18 protein-coding genes and 1 pseudogene are annotated in these 15,510 nt (G+C 55.7%); 2 read left to right on the forward strand and 17 right to left on the reverse strand.

The features are described from left to right. Positions 1 to 413: 413 nt before the first annotated feature. Complete coding sequence (locus HMPREF3164_RS02730; RefSeq protein WP_246822575.1) at positions 414 to 1,181, reverse strand: protein RtoA (Ratio-A); 768 nt, start codon at positions 1,179 to 1,181, stop codon at positions 414 to 416. A gap of 389 nt (positions 1,182 to 1,570) precedes the next feature. Between HMPREF3164_RS02730 and HMPREF3164_RS02735 the strand changes: the two genes are divergently transcribed. Then, positions 1,571 to 1,783, forward strand: coding sequence for a TOBE domain-containing protein (locus tag HMPREF3164_RS02735; RefSeq protein ID WP_004005173.1), 213 nt, complete (start codon positions 1,571 to 1,573; stop codon positions 1,781 to 1,783). A gap of 114 nt (positions 1,784 to 1,897) precedes the next feature. Here the strand turns inward: HMPREF3164_RS02735 and HMPREF3164_RS02740 are convergent, their stop codons facing one another. The 9 genes and pseudogenes from HMPREF3164_RS02740 to HMPREF3164_RS02770 all read right to left on the reverse strand — a co-directional run bounded on the left by HMPREF3164_RS02740 (position 1,898) and on the right by HMPREF3164_RS02770 (position 8,768). Beyond that, positions 1,898 to 2,620 (reverse strand): type 1 glutamine amidotransferase domain-containing protein, encoded by a 723-nt coding sequence (locus tag HMPREF3164_RS02740; RefSeq protein WP_048754893.1) that lies wholly within the window; start codon positions 2,618 to 2,620, stop codon positions 1,898 to 1,900. 58 nt (positions 2,621 to 2,678) lie between these two features. Further along, positions 2,679 to 2,903 (reverse strand): hypothetical protein, encoded by a 225-nt coding sequence (locus HMPREF3164_RS11300; RefSeq protein WP_246822576.1) that lies wholly within the window; start codon positions 2,901 to 2,903, stop codon positions 2,679 to 2,681. Between the two features lie 54 nt (positions 2,904 to 2,957). Further along, positions 2,958 to 3,506: pseudogene (locus HMPREF3164_RS11545) on the reverse strand (chromosome condensation regulator); the annotation flags it as partial. A 135-nt stretch (positions 3,507 to 3,641) separates the two neighbouring features. Then, the gene (locus HMPREF3164_RS02750; RefSeq protein ID WP_048754895.1) at positions 3,642 to 4,949 is read right to left on the reverse strand and encodes a nucleotide-binding domain-containing protein; all 1,308 of its coding nucleotides are present in this window, start codon (positions 4,947 to 4,949) and stop codon (positions 3,642 to 3,644) included. Continuing rightward, a complete protein-coding gene (locus tag HMPREF3164_RS02755; protein ID WP_048754896.1) occupies positions 4,946 to 5,545 on the reverse strand; it encodes an SLATT domain-containing protein in 600 nt (199 codons plus the stop codon). Before HMPREF3164_RS02755 ends, HMPREF3164_RS02750 begins: the two co-directional genes overlap by 4 nt. A gap of 55 nt (positions 5,546 to 5,600) precedes the next feature. Continuing rightward, entirely contained in the window at positions 5,601 to 6,704 is a 1,104-nt protein-coding gene (ychF, locus tag HMPREF3164_RS02760) for a redox-regulated ATPase YchF (protein ID WP_048754897.1), read from the reverse strand. Continuing rightward, on the reverse strand, positions 6,670 to 6,867 hold the full coding sequence (locus HMPREF3164_RS11140; protein ID WP_160311905.1) for a hypothetical protein: 198 nt from the start codon (positions 6,865 to 6,867) through the stop codon (positions 6,670 to 6,672). The genes ychF and HMPREF3164_RS11140 overlap by 35 nt, the downstream gene beginning before the upstream one ends. 65 nt (positions 6,868 to 6,932) lie before the next feature. Further along, positions 6,933 to 7,565, reverse strand: coding sequence for a response regulator transcription factor (locus HMPREF3164_RS02765; RefSeq protein WP_048754929.1), 633 nt, complete (start codon positions 7,563 to 7,565; stop codon positions 6,933 to 6,935). A 165-nt stretch (positions 7,566 to 7,730) separates the two neighbouring features. Then, the gene (locus HMPREF3164_RS02770; protein ID WP_239664746.1) at positions 7,731 to 8,768 is read right to left on the reverse strand and encodes a sensor histidine kinase; all 1,038 of its coding nucleotides are present in this window, start codon (positions 8,766 to 8,768) and stop codon (positions 7,731 to 7,733) included. A gap of 40 nt (positions 8,769 to 8,808) precedes the next feature. On the opposite strand from HMPREF3164_RS02770, the gene HMPREF3164_RS11305 reads away from it, so the two are divergent. Then, positions 8,809 to 9,006 (forward strand): hypothetical protein, encoded by a 198-nt coding sequence (locus tag HMPREF3164_RS11305; protein WP_239664747.1) that lies wholly within the window; start codon positions 8,809 to 8,811, stop codon positions 9,004 to 9,006. 131 nt (positions 9,007 to 9,137) lie between these two features. On the opposite strand, the gene HMPREF3164_RS02775 is transcribed toward HMPREF3164_RS11305, so the two are convergent. The 7 genes from HMPREF3164_RS02775 to HMPREF3164_RS02795 all read right to left on the reverse strand — a co-directional run bounded on the left by HMPREF3164_RS02775 (position 9,138) and on the right by HMPREF3164_RS02795 (position 15,471). Then, complete coding sequence (locus tag HMPREF3164_RS02775; protein ID WP_048754899.1) at positions 9,138 to 9,896, reverse strand: ABC transporter permease; 759 nt, start codon at positions 9,894 to 9,896, stop codon at positions 9,138 to 9,140. Between the two features lie 53 nt (positions 9,897 to 9,949). After that, on the reverse strand, positions 9,950 to 10,903 hold the full coding sequence (locus tag HMPREF3164_RS02780) for an ABC transporter ATP-binding protein (RefSeq protein WP_070448717.1): 954 nt from the start codon (positions 10,901 to 10,903) through the stop codon (positions 9,950 to 9,952). Positions 10,904 to 11,196: 293 nt separating this feature from the next. Further along, a complete protein-coding gene (locus HMPREF3164_RS11145; RefSeq protein ID WP_168160743.1) occupies positions 11,197 to 11,388 on the reverse strand; it encodes a hypothetical protein in 192 nt (63 codons plus the stop codon). A 325-nt stretch (positions 11,389 to 11,713) separates the two neighbouring features. Next, complete coding sequence (locus tag HMPREF3164_RS02785; RefSeq protein ID WP_048754901.1) at positions 11,714 to 12,859, reverse strand: low temperature requirement protein A; 1,146 nt, start codon at positions 12,857 to 12,859, stop codon at positions 11,714 to 11,716. Positions 12,860 to 12,939: 80 nt separating this feature from the next. Next, the gene (locus HMPREF3164_RS11150; RefSeq protein ID WP_168160744.1) at positions 12,940 to 13,092 is read right to left on the reverse strand and encodes a hypothetical protein; all 153 of its coding nucleotides are present in this window, start codon (positions 13,090 to 13,092) and stop codon (positions 12,940 to 12,942) included. A gap of 21 nt (positions 13,093 to 13,113) precedes the next feature. After that, positions 13,114 to 14,199, reverse strand: coding sequence for a 4-hydroxy-3-methylbut-2-enyl diphosphate reductase (locus tag HMPREF3164_RS02790; RefSeq protein WP_048754902.1), 1,086 nt, complete (start codon positions 14,197 to 14,199; stop codon positions 13,114 to 13,116). Positions 14,200 to 14,226: 27 nt separating this feature from the next. Beyond that, a complete protein-coding gene (locus HMPREF3164_RS02795) occupies positions 14,227 to 15,471 on the reverse strand; it encodes an MFS transporter (protein ID WP_048754903.1) in 1,245 nt (414 codons plus the stop codon). Between the last annotated feature and the right edge of the window lie 39 nt (positions 15,472 to 15,510).

Here is a 15,510-nt window from a genome sequence, read left to right on the forward strand (position 1 = left end):
GATAAATATCAGCTGGTATTTTAACCGTCGCATAGCTCACATGTATTGTCAGGAATTTTCCAGATTTTGCAAATATTTTTACCACGAAATATAGTTACACCTGTGTATTACACATTAAAGAAATTGAATTAGCTTATATATCTAAACTAAATTTTATTTATGAACGAATCAACTAACGATTATTAATATTTTGAAAAATCATAAATTTATACTGTCTCACATATCTCCAAGACGGTGGCTTCCACCGGTATAGAATTTTTTGACGTTCACCCCAACCCGTAACCCCGACGACGTTAGCCCCCAAATTTCAGCGGGTGTGTACGCTGTGCACACAATAGGGTGCGCATCCTCAAGTATTGAGGATACGCACCCGTTTCGCGCAAAGCACTTTGCGAAAGTGTCTCTGCTGGTTATTACATGCCCGGCTTAGTGGGCTGTACCGGGTTTACTGCCGGGACCGCCTTCGGGTCGGGGAGTTTTCCAGGAGACACCGGGACAGCATTGCTGGGTATCTCAGGGGAAAGCTGACCGTCATAGGTAACCCGGTAGGTTCCGTCAGCCTCTACCCGGGCTACCGTGTGCCCGTCGGCATAGTTCTTAGTCCAAGAACCATCCGCCGCAACGGTACTGGTACCGTCTTCCCCAACGCTCGTCCAGCCACCGTCGCCGTCGACATGATACCGAGAACCCGTGGTATCAACGTAATCCCAGGAAGCTTCGCGGTGAATTACGTATTCGCCAGGGGTCAATGCGTTGGGGTTTTTCGTGACATTATGTTCATCATTCGCAGCATTCGCCCCTCCAGGATCGGCCTGTTGCTGCTGGGCACCGCCTTGGGCTTCAGCGCCCTGGTTCGCTTGTGCTCCGCCGTTGGTATCGGCGCCGGTTACACTGCCACTCTGTGCGCCAGTGCCGGAGTTTTGATCCGCCCCAGTGCCGTCTTCAGCACCAGAATTTGCTGCGCCGCCGTTAGCGCCTGAACCGGAGTTTGCGGAGTTTCCATCACCGCTGCTCACCGTGCCAGATCCACCGGCGCTAGCTGTCTTGGAGGCTGTTGTTGATGATGAAGATGATGGGGAAGAATTCGAAGCATTATTAGAGCTATTTGAACCACAGGCACTCAAAGCCATAATGCCAGCAACAGCCAGGGATACATATACAGGTACCTTCTTGGTAGTCATAATTCGCATCCTTTCTCCTGATAAATATCAGCTGGTATTTTAACCGTCGCATAAGCCCATGTGTATTGTCAGAAATTTTCCAGATTTTGCAAATATTTTTTATAACAGGGTGTAAATAAGTGGATATATTACATAATAAAGAATAGATATATATTATAAAACTAAAATAACTCTTTCTCTAAACTTCTTACAATAAGAAATATTGAATATTTTATCTATGAAATATATGTGCTTGAGTTGGGTCTATCTAGGTATTACCCCGGCTTCGCATCGCCGGAATTAGCGTAAGCCCTGGGGGTTGAGAGTTACTACCCGCACAGGAAGATGCTTGCACAAACTAAGACATGTAACATGTAGGGGATATTCGTTTACTCTGAAAGGAACCAAGCATGAAGCTTTCTGCCCGTAACCAGCTCGCTGGCAAGGTTGTTGAGATTACCGAAGGCGCCACCAACGGCATCGTTAAAATTGAGATCGCTCCGGAGGTTGTTATCTCTGCATCCATCACCAACGAGTCCATCAAGGAGCTGGGCCTGAAGGTTGGCGAGACCGCTACCGCCATTATCAAGGCATCCAACGTCATGGTTGGTGCTGACCACTAATCCTCTCCCCTATGCGTTCGAGTGCTCCCGGCACCGAGCAACAACGAAAGAAGCAAAGCTCGATCCCGGTACGGTTCTCGATAACCGTACCGGGATCGAGCACGTTAAAACTAGTTACAGAGGCTCCGAGCCTTTAGCCTTCAGAGAGTCGAGCCGAGCGAGTTCTTCACACACGGAGAACGCGACAAGATTACCTGATGAGGAGTTGTTATGTCCCGTAACTAGTCCGTTAGTTGCTGCCGCTGTGCCCCTATAAGGTTTTGTGCGAATATAGTCTGCCCCGCGTTCTTTGGCTAGCTCTTCAGCATTGTAGGGTACCTTTTGAGATGCTAAAGCGAGTTTCTCTTCCTTCCAGGAGGGACCGGTCAGTATTTTGCCGTTCACCAGATAGCTTCCATCGCTCAGGCGTACATTGAGGATTCCGCAGTACCCGTGCCCCACGGATGCGACAATCGCGCCCCGCTCATATACGCTGGCGATAAGGTTGTGCAGCTCGGAGTTATGCGTGAAGTCGAACATGGCGCCGTGCCCACCAGCCAGGCATATAGCATCGTAAGTGTTCGAGTCTACGGACCGGATGGGAGGGGTGTTTTTCAGAAGCGCCATGCGTTCCGGGTTATTCAGCCAGGATTTTGCGCTCTCACTGCGGAACGGGAACTTCAGGGAGCGGGGATCTAAGGGGACGTCTCCCCCACGTGGACTGGCGATGTCCTGCTCGAAACCCCTCTGCTCAAACCTATCCCAAGCAGTCGTCAGCCCAGAAAGCCACAGCCCCGTCGGGTCACCATTATCGTACTGACCCACATTCGTCACGATATGCAAGATTCTTTTACCCATAAGCCTATATTAGCTGGGGTGTGCGCATGTATACCGTGGACCAACGGGTCAACAACCTTTAAAAAAGACACCAGCCCGCAGTATTAAGTTGACCATTACTATTGTCGCCAACAGCAATAACTGAACCATCAGCACGCAGCCCCACAGTGAATGCACCGCCTGCCGCCACAGCCACAATATCTTTCCAGTCATAGACATTGCACTGTCCAAATTCAGAACTTCCTGCTGCAACAACGGAGCCATTCGCGGTAAGACCAACGCAGTGGTAACTACCAGCAGCCACGGCAGTGATCTCTGACCACCGCTCACTGCCACTCCAGAATTCCGGATGCCCGGTCGCACAAACCGTACCGTCCTCTACAAGGCCGATGGTGTGCAGATATCCAGCCGCAACAGACGTAATTCCACTCCAATTGTGGACTTCGCATTGATCATATTTGTTATTTCCCGCAGCGCGGACAGTTCCATCTGAGAGCCGGGCTACTACATGCCAATCACCACACGTAATTTCAGTTATGTTATGCCAAGTAGCTAGCTCATCATACGCAAGCCGACCAGCTGTAACGACAGTCCCATTTTCACGCAAACCTACGCTAAAACGCCATCCCGCAGCGATCCCAACTATATTCCGCCACTTTTGCACGTCACATTGTCCATGGTTGTTCCATCCGCAGGCTTGAACAGATCCATCATCAGCAAGTCCTAAGGTGTGTGATTTTCCCGTATTGCGGGCCACATGAACGCTCCCGGCAGCAACGTCGACAATATTTTGCCATGTCGACGTTCTACATTCACCAGCGGTACTCGCGCCAACGGCAACCACCGTACCATTAGCCCGTAGACCAACCGTATGCCGCCCACCTGCGGCGATTAAATGATGGATCACGCAAACAACTCTCTATTACAAAAATGCTGTAATAGATTGCTTACGAACCTACACATTAAACCTAAACTCAACTAAGTTGTCACGTCTAATGAGCCTACCCACAGACCACCCCATCCAGAGGGCTTCACAGACGGCTTACGAAGAGGAAGAACGGGTACTCGTGGTGCTGATGGGAACGTCGATGCGATCCCGTGCCACTACGATGCCATCTTTGACGATGTAGCACTCCACAAGGTGCTCCCCTTGGAAGTCCGACCGCTCGTCCCGCACACCGGATACTGTGGAGTCGACGATCTGACCGCGGATGCTGTTGCGTCGCTCCGCCTCCGGACCACGGTTAAGGACCTTCCACTTCACTGTGTATGGCCGTGGAACAGAGCACTCGACCACCATGAAGCGCAACTTCTTATCGGCCTTCAGCAGCGTCCCAGTGCGCAACATCTCTCGCAGTTTCATCGGTCGCCAACCGTCCTGAGTCACTTTGCAATCGATCGAGACAGTTTCCGAGATGTCAACCGGGTAGCGGTCCTCGACGAACTCCTCAGTGTTCTTGAACAACCGCACATCGTTCAGGCTCTTCGCTCGCGGGACGAATGTACCGAATAGTTCGCGCCAGATGGAATCTGCCATAGACGTGCCCTCGGCTTCCATGGCCTCAACACAGCGGTTGTAGGCCTTCTTCGCCTTGGGTTGGAACTTGGCCTTCACGTAGACGCGCTGATGGCTGCCAAGGGCCAAGTAGTAGTCCCTCTCCGGCTCGTTCTTGAGGAACTCGAAGAAGTCGCGTACCATCCGATCAAATGAGCCGCTACCCGTTGCGTCGAACTCATGCGTTTGCTCGAAGAAGCGGTAGACCAGCGTGTCGATGAGGAGGCCCCCCATGACCACCCCATTGACGTTCTTCCATGCGCGGGCCATACGCGCGAGGTGACGCATGTTGGCGGAGGTGCGCGCGACGCTCTCACGGGTAGCTTGAATCTCGTCGCGGGGCTTAGTGATCTTCCAGCTCTCGGACTTCGTATCAGGGTAGGAGAAACTGCGGTCCGTGTTCTCGAACGCTGGTTGAACATCGAACTTGAAGGCATTGGCAGCGAACTGCACGCGAACTACGCACTGATCGACCCGGATGTCTGTGTTCGGGTACCGAGCCTTCAGATCGTCGCGGACTCGTTCGAGCATGCGACGAGGTCCACGGCCTCCTACGTAGTCTTCACGAATACCTTCCGGCAGGATGTAGATCATGTCGAGGTCAGAGACCCCCTTGATCGCCGTGTGCCGACCAAAGGATCCAACCATGAGATTGTAGTCGCTACAGCCATCCTTCTTGCGGAAATCTCTGTTGAGTGCCTTGGCGATCTCATCACGTCGGCTGGCGATCACAGAGGCTGTGTCGCCCACCTTAAGAGCGCTCAGCAACCCATCGAAAATCTCTGCCTTTTTCATGACTGCCCCTCGTCCTCACCAAGACGGAGCGCTTCGGGGAGGAAAAGGTCAATTTCACGAGTCGTAAACGTCATTTCCTCATTGTTCTTCAGCCCGTCCTGCGCACGTACGAAGGCTTTGCCTGAGGTGCGCGGGGCTGCGGAGTATACATCTCGCGCGAGGCTCTGCAGTTCGTCGCGGCGCTTCCGCGCGTCTAAGTCTGCTATCTGACCCGACATCATGTCGGCAATCAGAGAGATGTATGACTCCCGGACATCCCAGAGATTCGAAGCTACGTCACGATGGGCTGCCGAGGTTTCATCGAACTTGAAAGTCTTCACACCAAGGCTCATCCAGCTGACCAGAAGCGCACAGAAGGAGGTGACGAGGCTGGTCAAAGTTGAGTTGCCGAACAGACCGAAGACGAGAGTCAGGAATGTTCCTGAGCTAACTGTAGACAGAGCAACCAAAGTTCCCTGCTGCCACTGATACCTCGAGAAGCTGATGTCTGCTTGCTTCTCATGGATCTTATGGCTATAGACCACCCGACCGAACGACTCCCGAACCTGCGCAAGAAGCCTTTGATCGCACACAGGACCATGTGAAGCGTGATTCATCAAGGTACCCCCTACTCAAAGTTCACACTCGCCCTAGCGTCCGCGATCTCCTCGCTCACTTCTTCCCCCCAGACGTTAGTCCAGAGCGGAACTCCACCACGTCACCATCATTCATGACGTAGTCTTTGCCTTCCATGCGGACTTTGCCGCGGGCTTTAGCCTCGTTCATGGAACCTGCCGCATCCAGGTCATCGAAGGAGACAACCTCAGCTTTGATGAAGCCGCGCTCGAAATCGGAGTGGATTACGCCCGCCGCCTGCGGTGCCGTGTCGCCCTTGTAAATCGTCCAGGCGCGCGATTCCTTCGGGCCAGCCGTCAGATAGGTCTGCAAACCCAGAGTTGAGAAGCCCACGCGAGCCAGCTTATCCAGCCCCGATTCGTCCTGACCGCTCATTTCCAGCATCTCGCGGGCCTCCTCCTCGGAAAGCTCCACCATGTCAGCCTCAAGTTTCGCGTCCAAGAAAACAGCCTCCGCCGGTGCCACCAGCTCACGCAGTTCCGCCTGCTTCTCCTCAGAGGCAAGCACGCCCTCATCCGCGTTAAACACGTAGATGAAAGGCTTAGCAGTCAGCAGGTTTAGCTCCTTCAAATGCGCCATCTCAAGCTTCTCGGCAGCCGCACGTGAGAAAATCGTGTTCCCGTCCTCAAGAATCTGCTGCGCCTGCTTGTAAGTCTCCAGCTGGGCGGCATCGCCCTTCTTAATCTTCACGGCCTTCTCAAGGCGCGGAATCGCATTCTCCAAGGTCTGCAAATCCGCCAGAATCAGCTCAGTATTGATGGTCTCCATGTCGGAGGCAGGATCAACCTTGCCGTCCACGTGAATCACGTCCGGGTCATCAAACGCACGCACCACCTGGGCGATAGCGTGCGCCTCACGAATGTTCGCGAGGAACTTGTTACCCAGGCCCTCACCCTCAGAAGCGCCCTTCACAATACCCGCAATATCAACGAACGAAACAGTCGCAGGCAGAATACGCTCCGAACCAAAAATCTCAGCCAGACGGTTCAGACGCGCATCCGGCAGGTTCACCACGCCCACGTTCGGGTCAATAGTCGCGAACGGGTAGTTAGCCGCCAGCACAGTGTTGCCGGTCAGAGCGTTGAACAGGGTGGACTTGCCCACGTTAGGCAGGCCAACAATGCCGATAGTTAGAGCCACAAGTTTTCCTTCGAATCATGTACCCCACCAAACACTCAGGATGCGCCGCGTAAATGATGCGGCGGGTGCGGGCGGGCACAGGGCGAAAATGGTGCCCGCATCCAAGCGCGGCACCGCCGGTCTCGGGAAGAAACGGGTGCGGGGCGCCTGCGGGCATAGACACTACCATTCTACCGTGTTCGCGCAGGAGCCGCCCTGGTTGTCGTCCTGGTTGATGAGAGCAGGGCGCTAGAGCCAGCCGTTCTCCGTGGCGATACGCACCGCATCCTGACGCGTCGATGCACCCGTCTTCGCCATCGCCGCCGACAAATAATTACGCACCGTACCCGCCGACAAAAACAACGCCGCCGCAATCTGCTGAGCTGTACCACCCGACGCCGCCTCACGTAGCACCTGCGCCTCACGCTCCGTCAACGGAGAAGCACCCGTCACCAAAGAATCCGCCGCCAACGACGGATCCACCACACGCAACCCCGCATGCACACGACGAATCGCCTCCGCCAACTGGCGAGCACCCGTATCCTTCACCACAAAACCACTCGCACCAGCCTCCAGCGCACGGCGCACATAGCCAGGGCGGCCAAAAGTCGTCACAATCAGCGTACGCACCGGCTCACCCGACTCACTCAAAGCACCCGCATCACGCAGCGCCGCAGCCGCCTCAATACCATCAGCCAGCAAAGTACCGGGCATCTGCACATCCAGCAGCACCACGTCCGGCTTCAGTAGGGCGACCGCACCCAGCACCTCATCACCGCTACCGACCTGACCCACAATCTCCAGGTCAACCTCCAGGCCCAACAGAGCGGCAAGAGCCTCACGGATGAGCTGCTGATCGTCAGCGAGCAGAACACGAATCATGGGAGCCTCCCAGGGCTGAAGACGGTGAAAAAGACGGGGCAGAACATACCGGGTGGAACATACCAGGCGGAACAACCGTAAGAGGTTGTCTACCACCACCATACAGGGGCGGGTAGCTCCCCCGTCCAGGGCGCGGCGCTAAGTTCCACAATCTACAGCACCTACCTACAGCAGTGAGGTGTCACCGTCCATAGTCACACGGATGCGCGTGCCCACCCCACCGGCAGGGTTCTCCGCCAGCCACTGCTCGGGCGCCGCCTCAATCACCACGCTACCGCCGGACGCCGCCACACGCTGAGCCATACCCGTCAGACCGTTACCGCGGGCATCGCCCACGCCCACGCCGTTATCGAGGATGTCCAGACCGGTTGCGCTCAGACGCACCCGCGCCGCGTTCGCCTCCGAGTGGCGCACCATGTTCGTGACCGCCTCACGCAGAACCCAGGAGAACAGCTTCGCGTTCACACCAGCTACCGCGAGCGCGCTCTGGGCCTCCGGCAGTTCGGCGCGAATACCGGCGGTCTGCAGGGCACGGCCCGCACCCTCAATCTCACCCGAGAAGTCAGGCACACGCAGGCGCGTCACGGTTGAGCGGACCTCCGCCAGGGATGCGCGAGACAGCTGCGCGATCGCCTCCATTTCGGCGCCGGCGCGGGCGGGGTCAATCTCCAGCAGGCGCTGCGCCAGCTCCGCTTTGAGGGTGATGACGGTCAGGGAGTGGCCCAGCACGTCGTGCACGTCGCGGGCAATCTCCTCGCGCTCCTCAGAGAGCGCCAGGGAGGCACGCGCTACGTCCGCGCGTTCACCGAGCTCAATCAGGTAGGAGAAGCCCAGCATGCCCACCATCGGTGCACCGATAAAGAGGGCGATACCGCCGCGCGCGGTGACGTCAAAACCGATGCCCGCCATAAAGATTAGCCAGGAGGCAAGGGCAATCGTCGCCGCTACACCGAAGCGCAGGGGGTACGGGGCGATTGTGCCAAAAATCCAGAACGCCACAAAGTACATGCTGAACGACAAGAACACCACATACGCCGAATCCAGCCGCAGCGCCGTCAGGCCAGCCACGGGCAGTGCCATCAGCACCGTCCAGATGACGCTTCGACGCACCGTGGAGGCGACCGGCACCAGCCACGGCACCGCGTACGCCGAGCAGTTCACCACCGCAAACAGCACCACCAGTGCCACACCGGTCCAGCGCACCGGCGCCAGCTCCGGGGTGGTGAGGAAGCTGTCCAGCGGCATGAGCAGAAACACCAGCCACGGGGCGCTAAAGCCCAGCGCCAGCCAGTTCACGTTGCCGCTGCGTTCCCGGTGGAGGAAGCGGAAGCGGTGCTTGCCCAGGGTACGCTTCGCGGCGGAGGGTGCCGCCTCGTTCTCGGCGCTAGCCTGGTCAGTATTTTGCGGGTGCGTGTGGGTTTCGGTCATGGTTCTAGCCTAACGTGCGGGTGCCAAGGGTGCGGGTGCCGCGGGTGCAGATACCACCGGCGCGGCAGTGTTAGCAGATGCGGTGTGAGTGGATACGGCTTCCGCCGCAGCCTCGGGATTTGAGACTGCGGCGGGAAGAAGCGTTTAGCGGCGGGTTGCGCGGCGCATCAGCAGGGCAGAAACACCCAGGAAGATCGCCGCCCACGCTGCCAGGCTCACCACGGCGTACCAGAGCGGCTCGGTGACGAGCCAGTCCTCACCGCCCGAAATAATGGTCCGACCTGAGCTGAAGGGGTAGCGAGCGATCTCAGCGGCACCGTACAGCGGGGTGAAGCGGGCGTAGTTCAGCAGGTCGGTGCTCAGCGGGGAGAACACAGTACCGAAGAAGCTCATAATCACCAGCAGGCCGTTCGCAATGGACACGGCGTTCTCGTTACGAATCAGCAGGCCCATCATGATGCCGTAGAAGGCGAACACCAGACCGCACAGCACCGTCAGCGCACCGGCGGCAAGCTGCTGGTTCACAGGGATCTCAACACCGGTGAACATGCCCACAATGTTCACCGCGATGACCGGCACCGCAGAAATCACCAGGGCGGTCAGCGCCTTCGCACCCAGGTACTTGCCGGTGGTCAGCGGGGTCAGCGCCAGCTGGCGGTTCCAGCCGCTGGAGAGCTCGGTGACGGTGCTGCCGCTAATCGCCACGGTGTTCTGCACGGCACCGTACAGCGCCATGCCAATCATGACGTACGCAGCTACGTTACCGTCACCCATCGGCTGGGAGGAGTAGTCCTGCATCGCGCCGAAGAGCAGGAAGAAGACGATGGGCAGTGCCACGCCGAAGAAGAAACGGTCGGTCGAGAGGATAGAAGCGCGGATGTCGTAGAGTGCGTAGCGGAGCATGATGTTTTCCTTGAGGTGTGTAGCGGCGGTGCGGTGTTGGGGCGGTACGGTATTTAGGCTTCGGATGCCTTGGAGGCGGCGGCCTGCTCGGTCAGCAGGGTGAAGGACTCGTCCAGGGAGGGCTTGGTGACCTCCAGGTCAGTGATACTGTAGTTGTTCAGCAGAGTGCGCAGTACCTGTTCAATCTCCACCACGGAGATGCGGTGGCGGTACCCGCCGGACTCTTCGGTGACCTCAACCGGCACGTCCAGGTCGGTGATGGGTGCGGGTGCGAGGAAGCTGAGGTGGCGGTGGCCGGTCAGGGCACGAATCTCGTCGGAGGAGCCGTCAGCGATGATGGAGCCGGATTCCATGAGCACGATGCGCTGGGCGAAGTTCTGTGCTTCTTCCAGATAGTGCGTCGCAAAAAGAATGGTCGTTCCTCGTTCGGCGATGGCTTCCATGCGCTCCCAGAAGGTGCGGCGCGCGTTCACGTCCATGCCGGCGGTCGGCTCGTCCAGGATCAGCAACTCCGGCGAGTGCATGGTCGCCAGGGCGTAACGCAGACGCTGCTGCTGACCTCCCGAGCACTTGCCGACCTTACGCTTAGCAATCTCGGCCAGGTCGGCGCCGGCGAGTACCTCATCCACGTCAATGGGCTTGGGGTACAGGGCGGCAATCATCTCGACCGTGGCGCGGATCGTCAGGTCCTTGAGCAGGCCACCGGTCTGCTGCACCGCGCCGAGTAGACCGGCGCGTGCCGCTTCGGAGGCGTTGCGACCGAAGACGCTCAACTCGCCGCCGCTGGGCTGGGTCAGACCAAGAATCATGTCGATGAGGGTGGTCTTGCCTGCGCCGTTGGGGCCGAGCAGTGCGATGATTTCGCCGCGCTTGACGGTCAGGTCAATCGAGTTGACGGCGACCACGGTGCCTGCCGCGCGGGTGGAGAAAACCTGGCGGAGGGAGCGGGCGGAAATAACGGTTTCTGCGGTGTTTTGCTTGCTGTTCTGAAGTGCTGCGGTGTTCATGTTTCTATTACACCGCCGGTTTTTGCGCCGGTGCGGTACAGAGTGTCATGAGCTGCCCATGACAAATGTCATGAGTTGAGGATATGCGAGCGTCGCGACCGGTTACGCGAAGCGGGGGCTCCGTCCTCAAGGCGCCTGTGCCAATCGTTGTTGGGGCGCCGCAGAGGGGGCATTCCCCCGCGTAGCGTGAACGTGAAGCTGCGCTAGCGTCCCTATCCGTGCATCCCGCACATCAGATACAAAGACCCCGTGTCTTCTCCCCACACGGGGAACCCGTATCCTTCACCACGAACTCACTCGCACCAGTTTCCAGGACGCGGCGCGGCAGTGTTAGCAGATGCGGTGTGAGCGGGTACGGCTTCCGCCGCAGCCTCGGGAGCCCCTGATACTACGGAACTCTTGAGACTGCGGCGGGAAGAAGCATTTAGCGGCGGGTTGCGCGGCGCATCAGCAGGGCAGAAACGCCCAGGAAGATAGCCGCCCACACAACCAGACTCACCACTTGAAGCTCATTAGTAAGAGTTTATTGAGGACATAGAAAAGGGTTTCGGTAAGTATCAGTCCTTTGTAGATGCAGGTGAGCAGTATGAAGACGGCTACATCGACACTCTGGCCCTCTATTTATTGGAAGGGAAGATAGAAAACTTCCGTTCTCATCTAGAGTATCTCAATATGATTGGAGATGATGCGGATAGTGTCATCAGATTAGATATGTCTGGAAAGGAAGTTGATAAACAAATGATGGACAAATTTAGTTTATAAAAACAAAAAAGCCTTGGAAGCCAAGGCTTTTTTGTTTTTATAAATTAATTAGAAGAACCCCCAGTAAGGCACGGAATATTGTTTAGTACGTGTAACCCAGAAAGAAATAAAATGACTAGCTATAGCTAGAGTAAAAATGGTTGCAATACTCAACACTGTTATAGCATTAGAAGCGAAAAGCAAAGAGAGAATCAAGGCAGCCAGATAGAGTGTCGCTTGGACACAGTAGTAACTTCTCGGATAGCGAAGATAGTTTTTGTTATAGGGCCCATTTGCTAGGACAGCAGCTTGGAAGAGGCCAATTCCGATATAAAAGAAGCTGATTGCAACGAGAAGATTAGCCTCGGGATTCAGGAGATAACCCATCGAAACTGTCATCAACATAAGCCCAATGAAAATAGGATAGTGACTATAAATTATAAATACTCCCTTTTGATTGGATCCTTCGTCAATAGCATGGTCAAATTCACCAAAATAAAACAAGAACAGAGAAAGCATGATAACGAAATTAAGAACCGAATATATAGAGAAATTCTCAACTGTAAAGAAGTTAACTAGCCCAATAACCATCTCTCCAAACGTAATGATGACAAGAAGGGAGACGCGCTCGATTAAATGGGGAAGATTTACCTGGAAATGCTCATCTTTAGTCATCAAGAAAATTGGCACAATAAATGTTAGCAGAATACTAGCAATAAAGATATAGACTCCAACGTAAATAGGGAAAAGAGCTGCCAGATAGACTCCTAAACTTTGTAGACCTGTTAACCATAGAAAACCTTTGATGCTTTCCCGATCAGTATTATCGGTTGATTCTCTAAAAAACTGAACCAAATATTGAAAAAATAAGGTAAGGGTTAATGTACCAACAGCCCAACAGGTATAATAGAACCATTGTTGCCAATTGTATCCAATCATATTGGATATAAAGAGCATAAGTCCCATGTTGGTAAACATGATTACCATATTAAATAACGAGTTTGTTCCATAGCGATTGGTATAAATGGTTTGAATCATCCAGGAATTGATGATAACCATGACAGAGATGAAGAAATCAAGTAAAGAATCCCAAGCCACAACACCGTCATGAAGAGGGTGAATTAAAGCAGTTGCTTTTGAAATTGCAAAAACAAACACTAGGTCATAAAATAGTTCTGAAAATTCTACACGTTTATGCTGAATAAGAGTTGTCACCTTAAGACCTTTCTATTCTAGAAATACAATTTATTATAACATAACATGGCATTGAAAGAGACGGAGATTCTTAAATAACTTCATGTGGCGCGAATCGTCAGGTCCTTAAGCAGGCCACCGGTCTGCTGCACCGCACCAAGTAGACCGGCGCGTACCGCCGTCCCAAACAGTGCTTCCCCACATATCAGATACAAAGACCCCGTGTCTTCTCCCCACACGGGGGAAGAGGACACGGGGTCATAAGCTAAAAAGTATTAGCGAGTGGGCTTAGCGCCGCGGCCACCGAGCTGGCGGCCCACGTTCTCATCGTTCTTCAGGGCGGAACGCAGTTCCTTCGGCAGGGAGAAGAGAATGTCTTCCTTCGCGGTCTCCACCTCTTCGATGGTGTTGTAGCCGTACTCGGCGAGCAGGGCCAGTACCTCCTGAACCAGAACCTCGGGCACGGACGCGCCGGAGGTCAGGCCCACGGTCGCCACACCCTCGAACCAGGACTCGTCCACCTGGTGTGCGAAGTCCACACGCTCGGCACGCTTAGCGCCGTATTCGAGTGCCACTTCCTTCAGGCGCACGGAGTTCGAGGAGTTTGCCGAACCAACCACGATGACCAGGTCAGCGCGCGGAGCAATCTCCTTGATGGCGCCCTGGCGGTTGGAGGTTGCGTAGCAGATGTCGTCCGAGGGCGGATCCTGCAGGGAGGGGAAACGCTCACGCAGACGCGCCACGGTTTCCAGGGTTTCGTCCACGGACAGGGTGGTCTGAGAAATCCAGACGACCTTCTCCGGGTTGCGGACGGTCACCTGATCCACCTCGTCGGGCGAGTTCACAATCTGGATGTGCTCGGGCGCCTCACCTGCGGTACCCTCGACCTCTTCGTGGCCGGTGTGGCCAATGAGCAGGATGTCGTAGTCCTGCTTTGCGAAGCGCACAGCCTCGCGGTGTACCTTGTTCACCAGCGGGCAGGTCGCGTCAATGGTGTTCAGGGAGCGCTCGCCAGCTGCGGAAACCACTGCCGGGGACACACCGTGCGCCGAGAACACGGTCACGGAGCCTTCGGGTACTTCGTCCACTTCATCAACGAAGATAGCGCCCTGCTTCTCCAGGGTCTCCACCACGTGGCGGTTGTGAACAATCTGCTTACGCACGTAGACGGGCGCGCCGTAGTGCTCCAGCGCCTTCTCAACAGCGATCACGGCACGGTCAACGCCTGCGCAGTAACCGCGCGGGGTGGCGAGCAGGACTTTCTTCTCACCGTTGACGGGGGCGGCGGCTTCAACCTCGGCGCGGCTGCGGCGCTCGCGGGGTACGGGCGGCAGGCCCAGGGCAATAGTTTCAGTGGACATGGTTACTATCCTACGTTGTTCGGACTTTTAGTGTGTGATGACTGTGGCACCGCTCGCAGTGAGCGCAATGAGTTTGGCAAGAATACCGCCCAGAAGCGAGACCACGGCCGCCCATGCACTGTAACTTGCGAGCGAATTGAGATGACCTGTCAGCATGGGGCGCGCCGTATTGACTAGGCCGTCCAAGAAAACAGTTCCCACCGTGCTGTCAGTACTTAGCCCAAGTGTCTGCGGGGTTTGCTGCGCCATGACCGCACTCAGAATCCACAAGCCCGCCGCAAGAATCAAGAACGCACAGGTCAGAAGTACAAAGCGTCCGCGCGGAAGCAGAATCAGGGCGATCACTAGACCGATAATACTTGCTGCGATCAGTGCCCCGGACATACTTCCAACCCACTGCGCCCGCTGCACCGCATGCTGCACGGGGTTTCCGTCACGGTCAATAGATATCAGGTGTTTTCCCCAGGATGAAATATCGGGGTCGTAGATGCCGATGCTGCCCACACGCGCATCAAGCTCACTATAGAAGGCGCTGATGTCGAGTGCTGCGGGGTCGTCAGGATGCGCCAGGTTGTAGGTGTGCGTATCTGCCGCAACCTGCCGCCACATGGTGCGGTATTCAGAGGTTCCAGTGAGCCTCTGTGCATTCTCGCTCAGGCGTTTTTTCACCTCGCCGCGGCTTGTGCTCAGAATTTGTGTAAGAAAGTTATTGCCGGATTCGGGGAAGACTCGCTTGACCGCCTCAGAGTTCATAACATCGGTGACGGCGGCATCAGCAATTCGTTTTTGAAAGTCTTGGTCTTCCACCAGCTGGGTGCTGAGCTGGTTGAACCCGGATTGGCTGATGAGGTTTTGATTGACCCAGCTGGCAACCGAGCCCGTTAGCGCGCACAGAATACTCAAGGATGCGGCAAGAATCGCCAGAGCGTACCGCAGCTTTGAGACACTGGTGGGTTCCAGCACATGCCGCTGCGGTTTCTGATTCGCCAGGTTCGCCACGGTGGCACCCGCCGGTTCCGGGGTTTCTCTGTGCGGGCGCGGCACGTCCGAGGACTCGTTGAGCACTCGCGTCTGCTGGTTTATCTCGGGGGCAGATAAGAGCGTGGTGGTTTCATCCGCGCCCTCAAGATCATGCGGTTCGCTGGAGATAACCCGGTAGTCATCGCGCGGAGGTTCGGGCAATACGCGGGTGGTGTCTGGTGAGTCTTCTGGAACCTCAAGTTTGATCGTGCGCTTGGGTTCGTGGGGTTGGGGGTCGTCATGTGCACCCATAGGTTACAGATTACCGGGTTCGGCAGAAAAGGTTGAATG

This window comes from Rothia sp. HMSC08A08 (assembly GCF_001808385.1).
In the GTDB taxonomy this organism is placed as follows: domain Bacteria; phylum Actinomycetota; class Actinomycetes; order Actinomycetales; family Micrococcaceae; genus Rothia; species Rothia dentocariosa.

Bases quoted from the DNA above. Each gene is read 5' to 3' on its own strand.
- HMPREF3164_RS02730 (WP_246822575.1), bottom strand. From the start codon at position 1,181: ATGACTACCAAGAAGGTACCTGTATATGTATCCCTGGCTGTTGCTGGC.
- HMPREF3164_RS02735 (WP_004005173.1), top strand. From the start codon at position 1,571: ATGAAGCTTTCTGCCCGTAACCAGCTCGCTGGCAAGGTTGTTGAGATT.
- HMPREF3164_RS02740 (WP_048754893.1), bottom strand. From the start codon at position 2,620: ATGGGTAAAAGAATCTTGCATATCGTGACGAATGTGGGTCAGTACGAT.
- HMPREF3164_RS02750 (WP_048754895.1), bottom strand. From the start codon at position 4,949: ATGAAAAAGGCAGAGATTTTCGATGGGTTGCTGAGCGCTCTTAAGGTG.
- HMPREF3164_RS02755 (WP_048754896.1), bottom strand. From the start codon at position 5,545: ATGAATCACGCTTCACATGGTCCTGTGTGCGATCAAAGGCTTCTTGCG.
- HMPREF3164_RS02765 (WP_048754929.1), bottom strand. From the start codon at position 7,565: ATGATTCGTGTTCTGCTCGCTGACGATCAGCAGCTCATCCGTGAGGCT.
- HMPREF3164_RS11305 (WP_239664747.1), top strand. From the start codon at position 8,809: ATGAGCAGAAACACCAGCCACGGGGCGCTAAAGCCCAGCGCCAGCCAG.
- HMPREF3164_RS02775 (WP_048754899.1), bottom strand. From the start codon at position 9,896: ATGCTCCGCTACGCACTCTACGACATCCGCGCTTCTATCCTCTCGACC.
- HMPREF3164_RS02780 (WP_070448717.1), bottom strand. From the start codon at position 10,903: ATGAACACCGCAGCACTTCAGAACAGCAAGCAAAACACCGCAGAAACC.
- HMPREF3164_RS02790 (WP_048754902.1), bottom strand. From the start codon at position 14,199: ATGTCCACTGAAACTATTGCCCTGGGCCTGCCGCCCGTACCCCGCGAG.
- HMPREF3164_RS02795 (WP_048754903.1), bottom strand. From the start codon at position 15,471: ATGGGTGCACATGACGACCCCCAACCCCACGAACCCAAGCGCACGATC.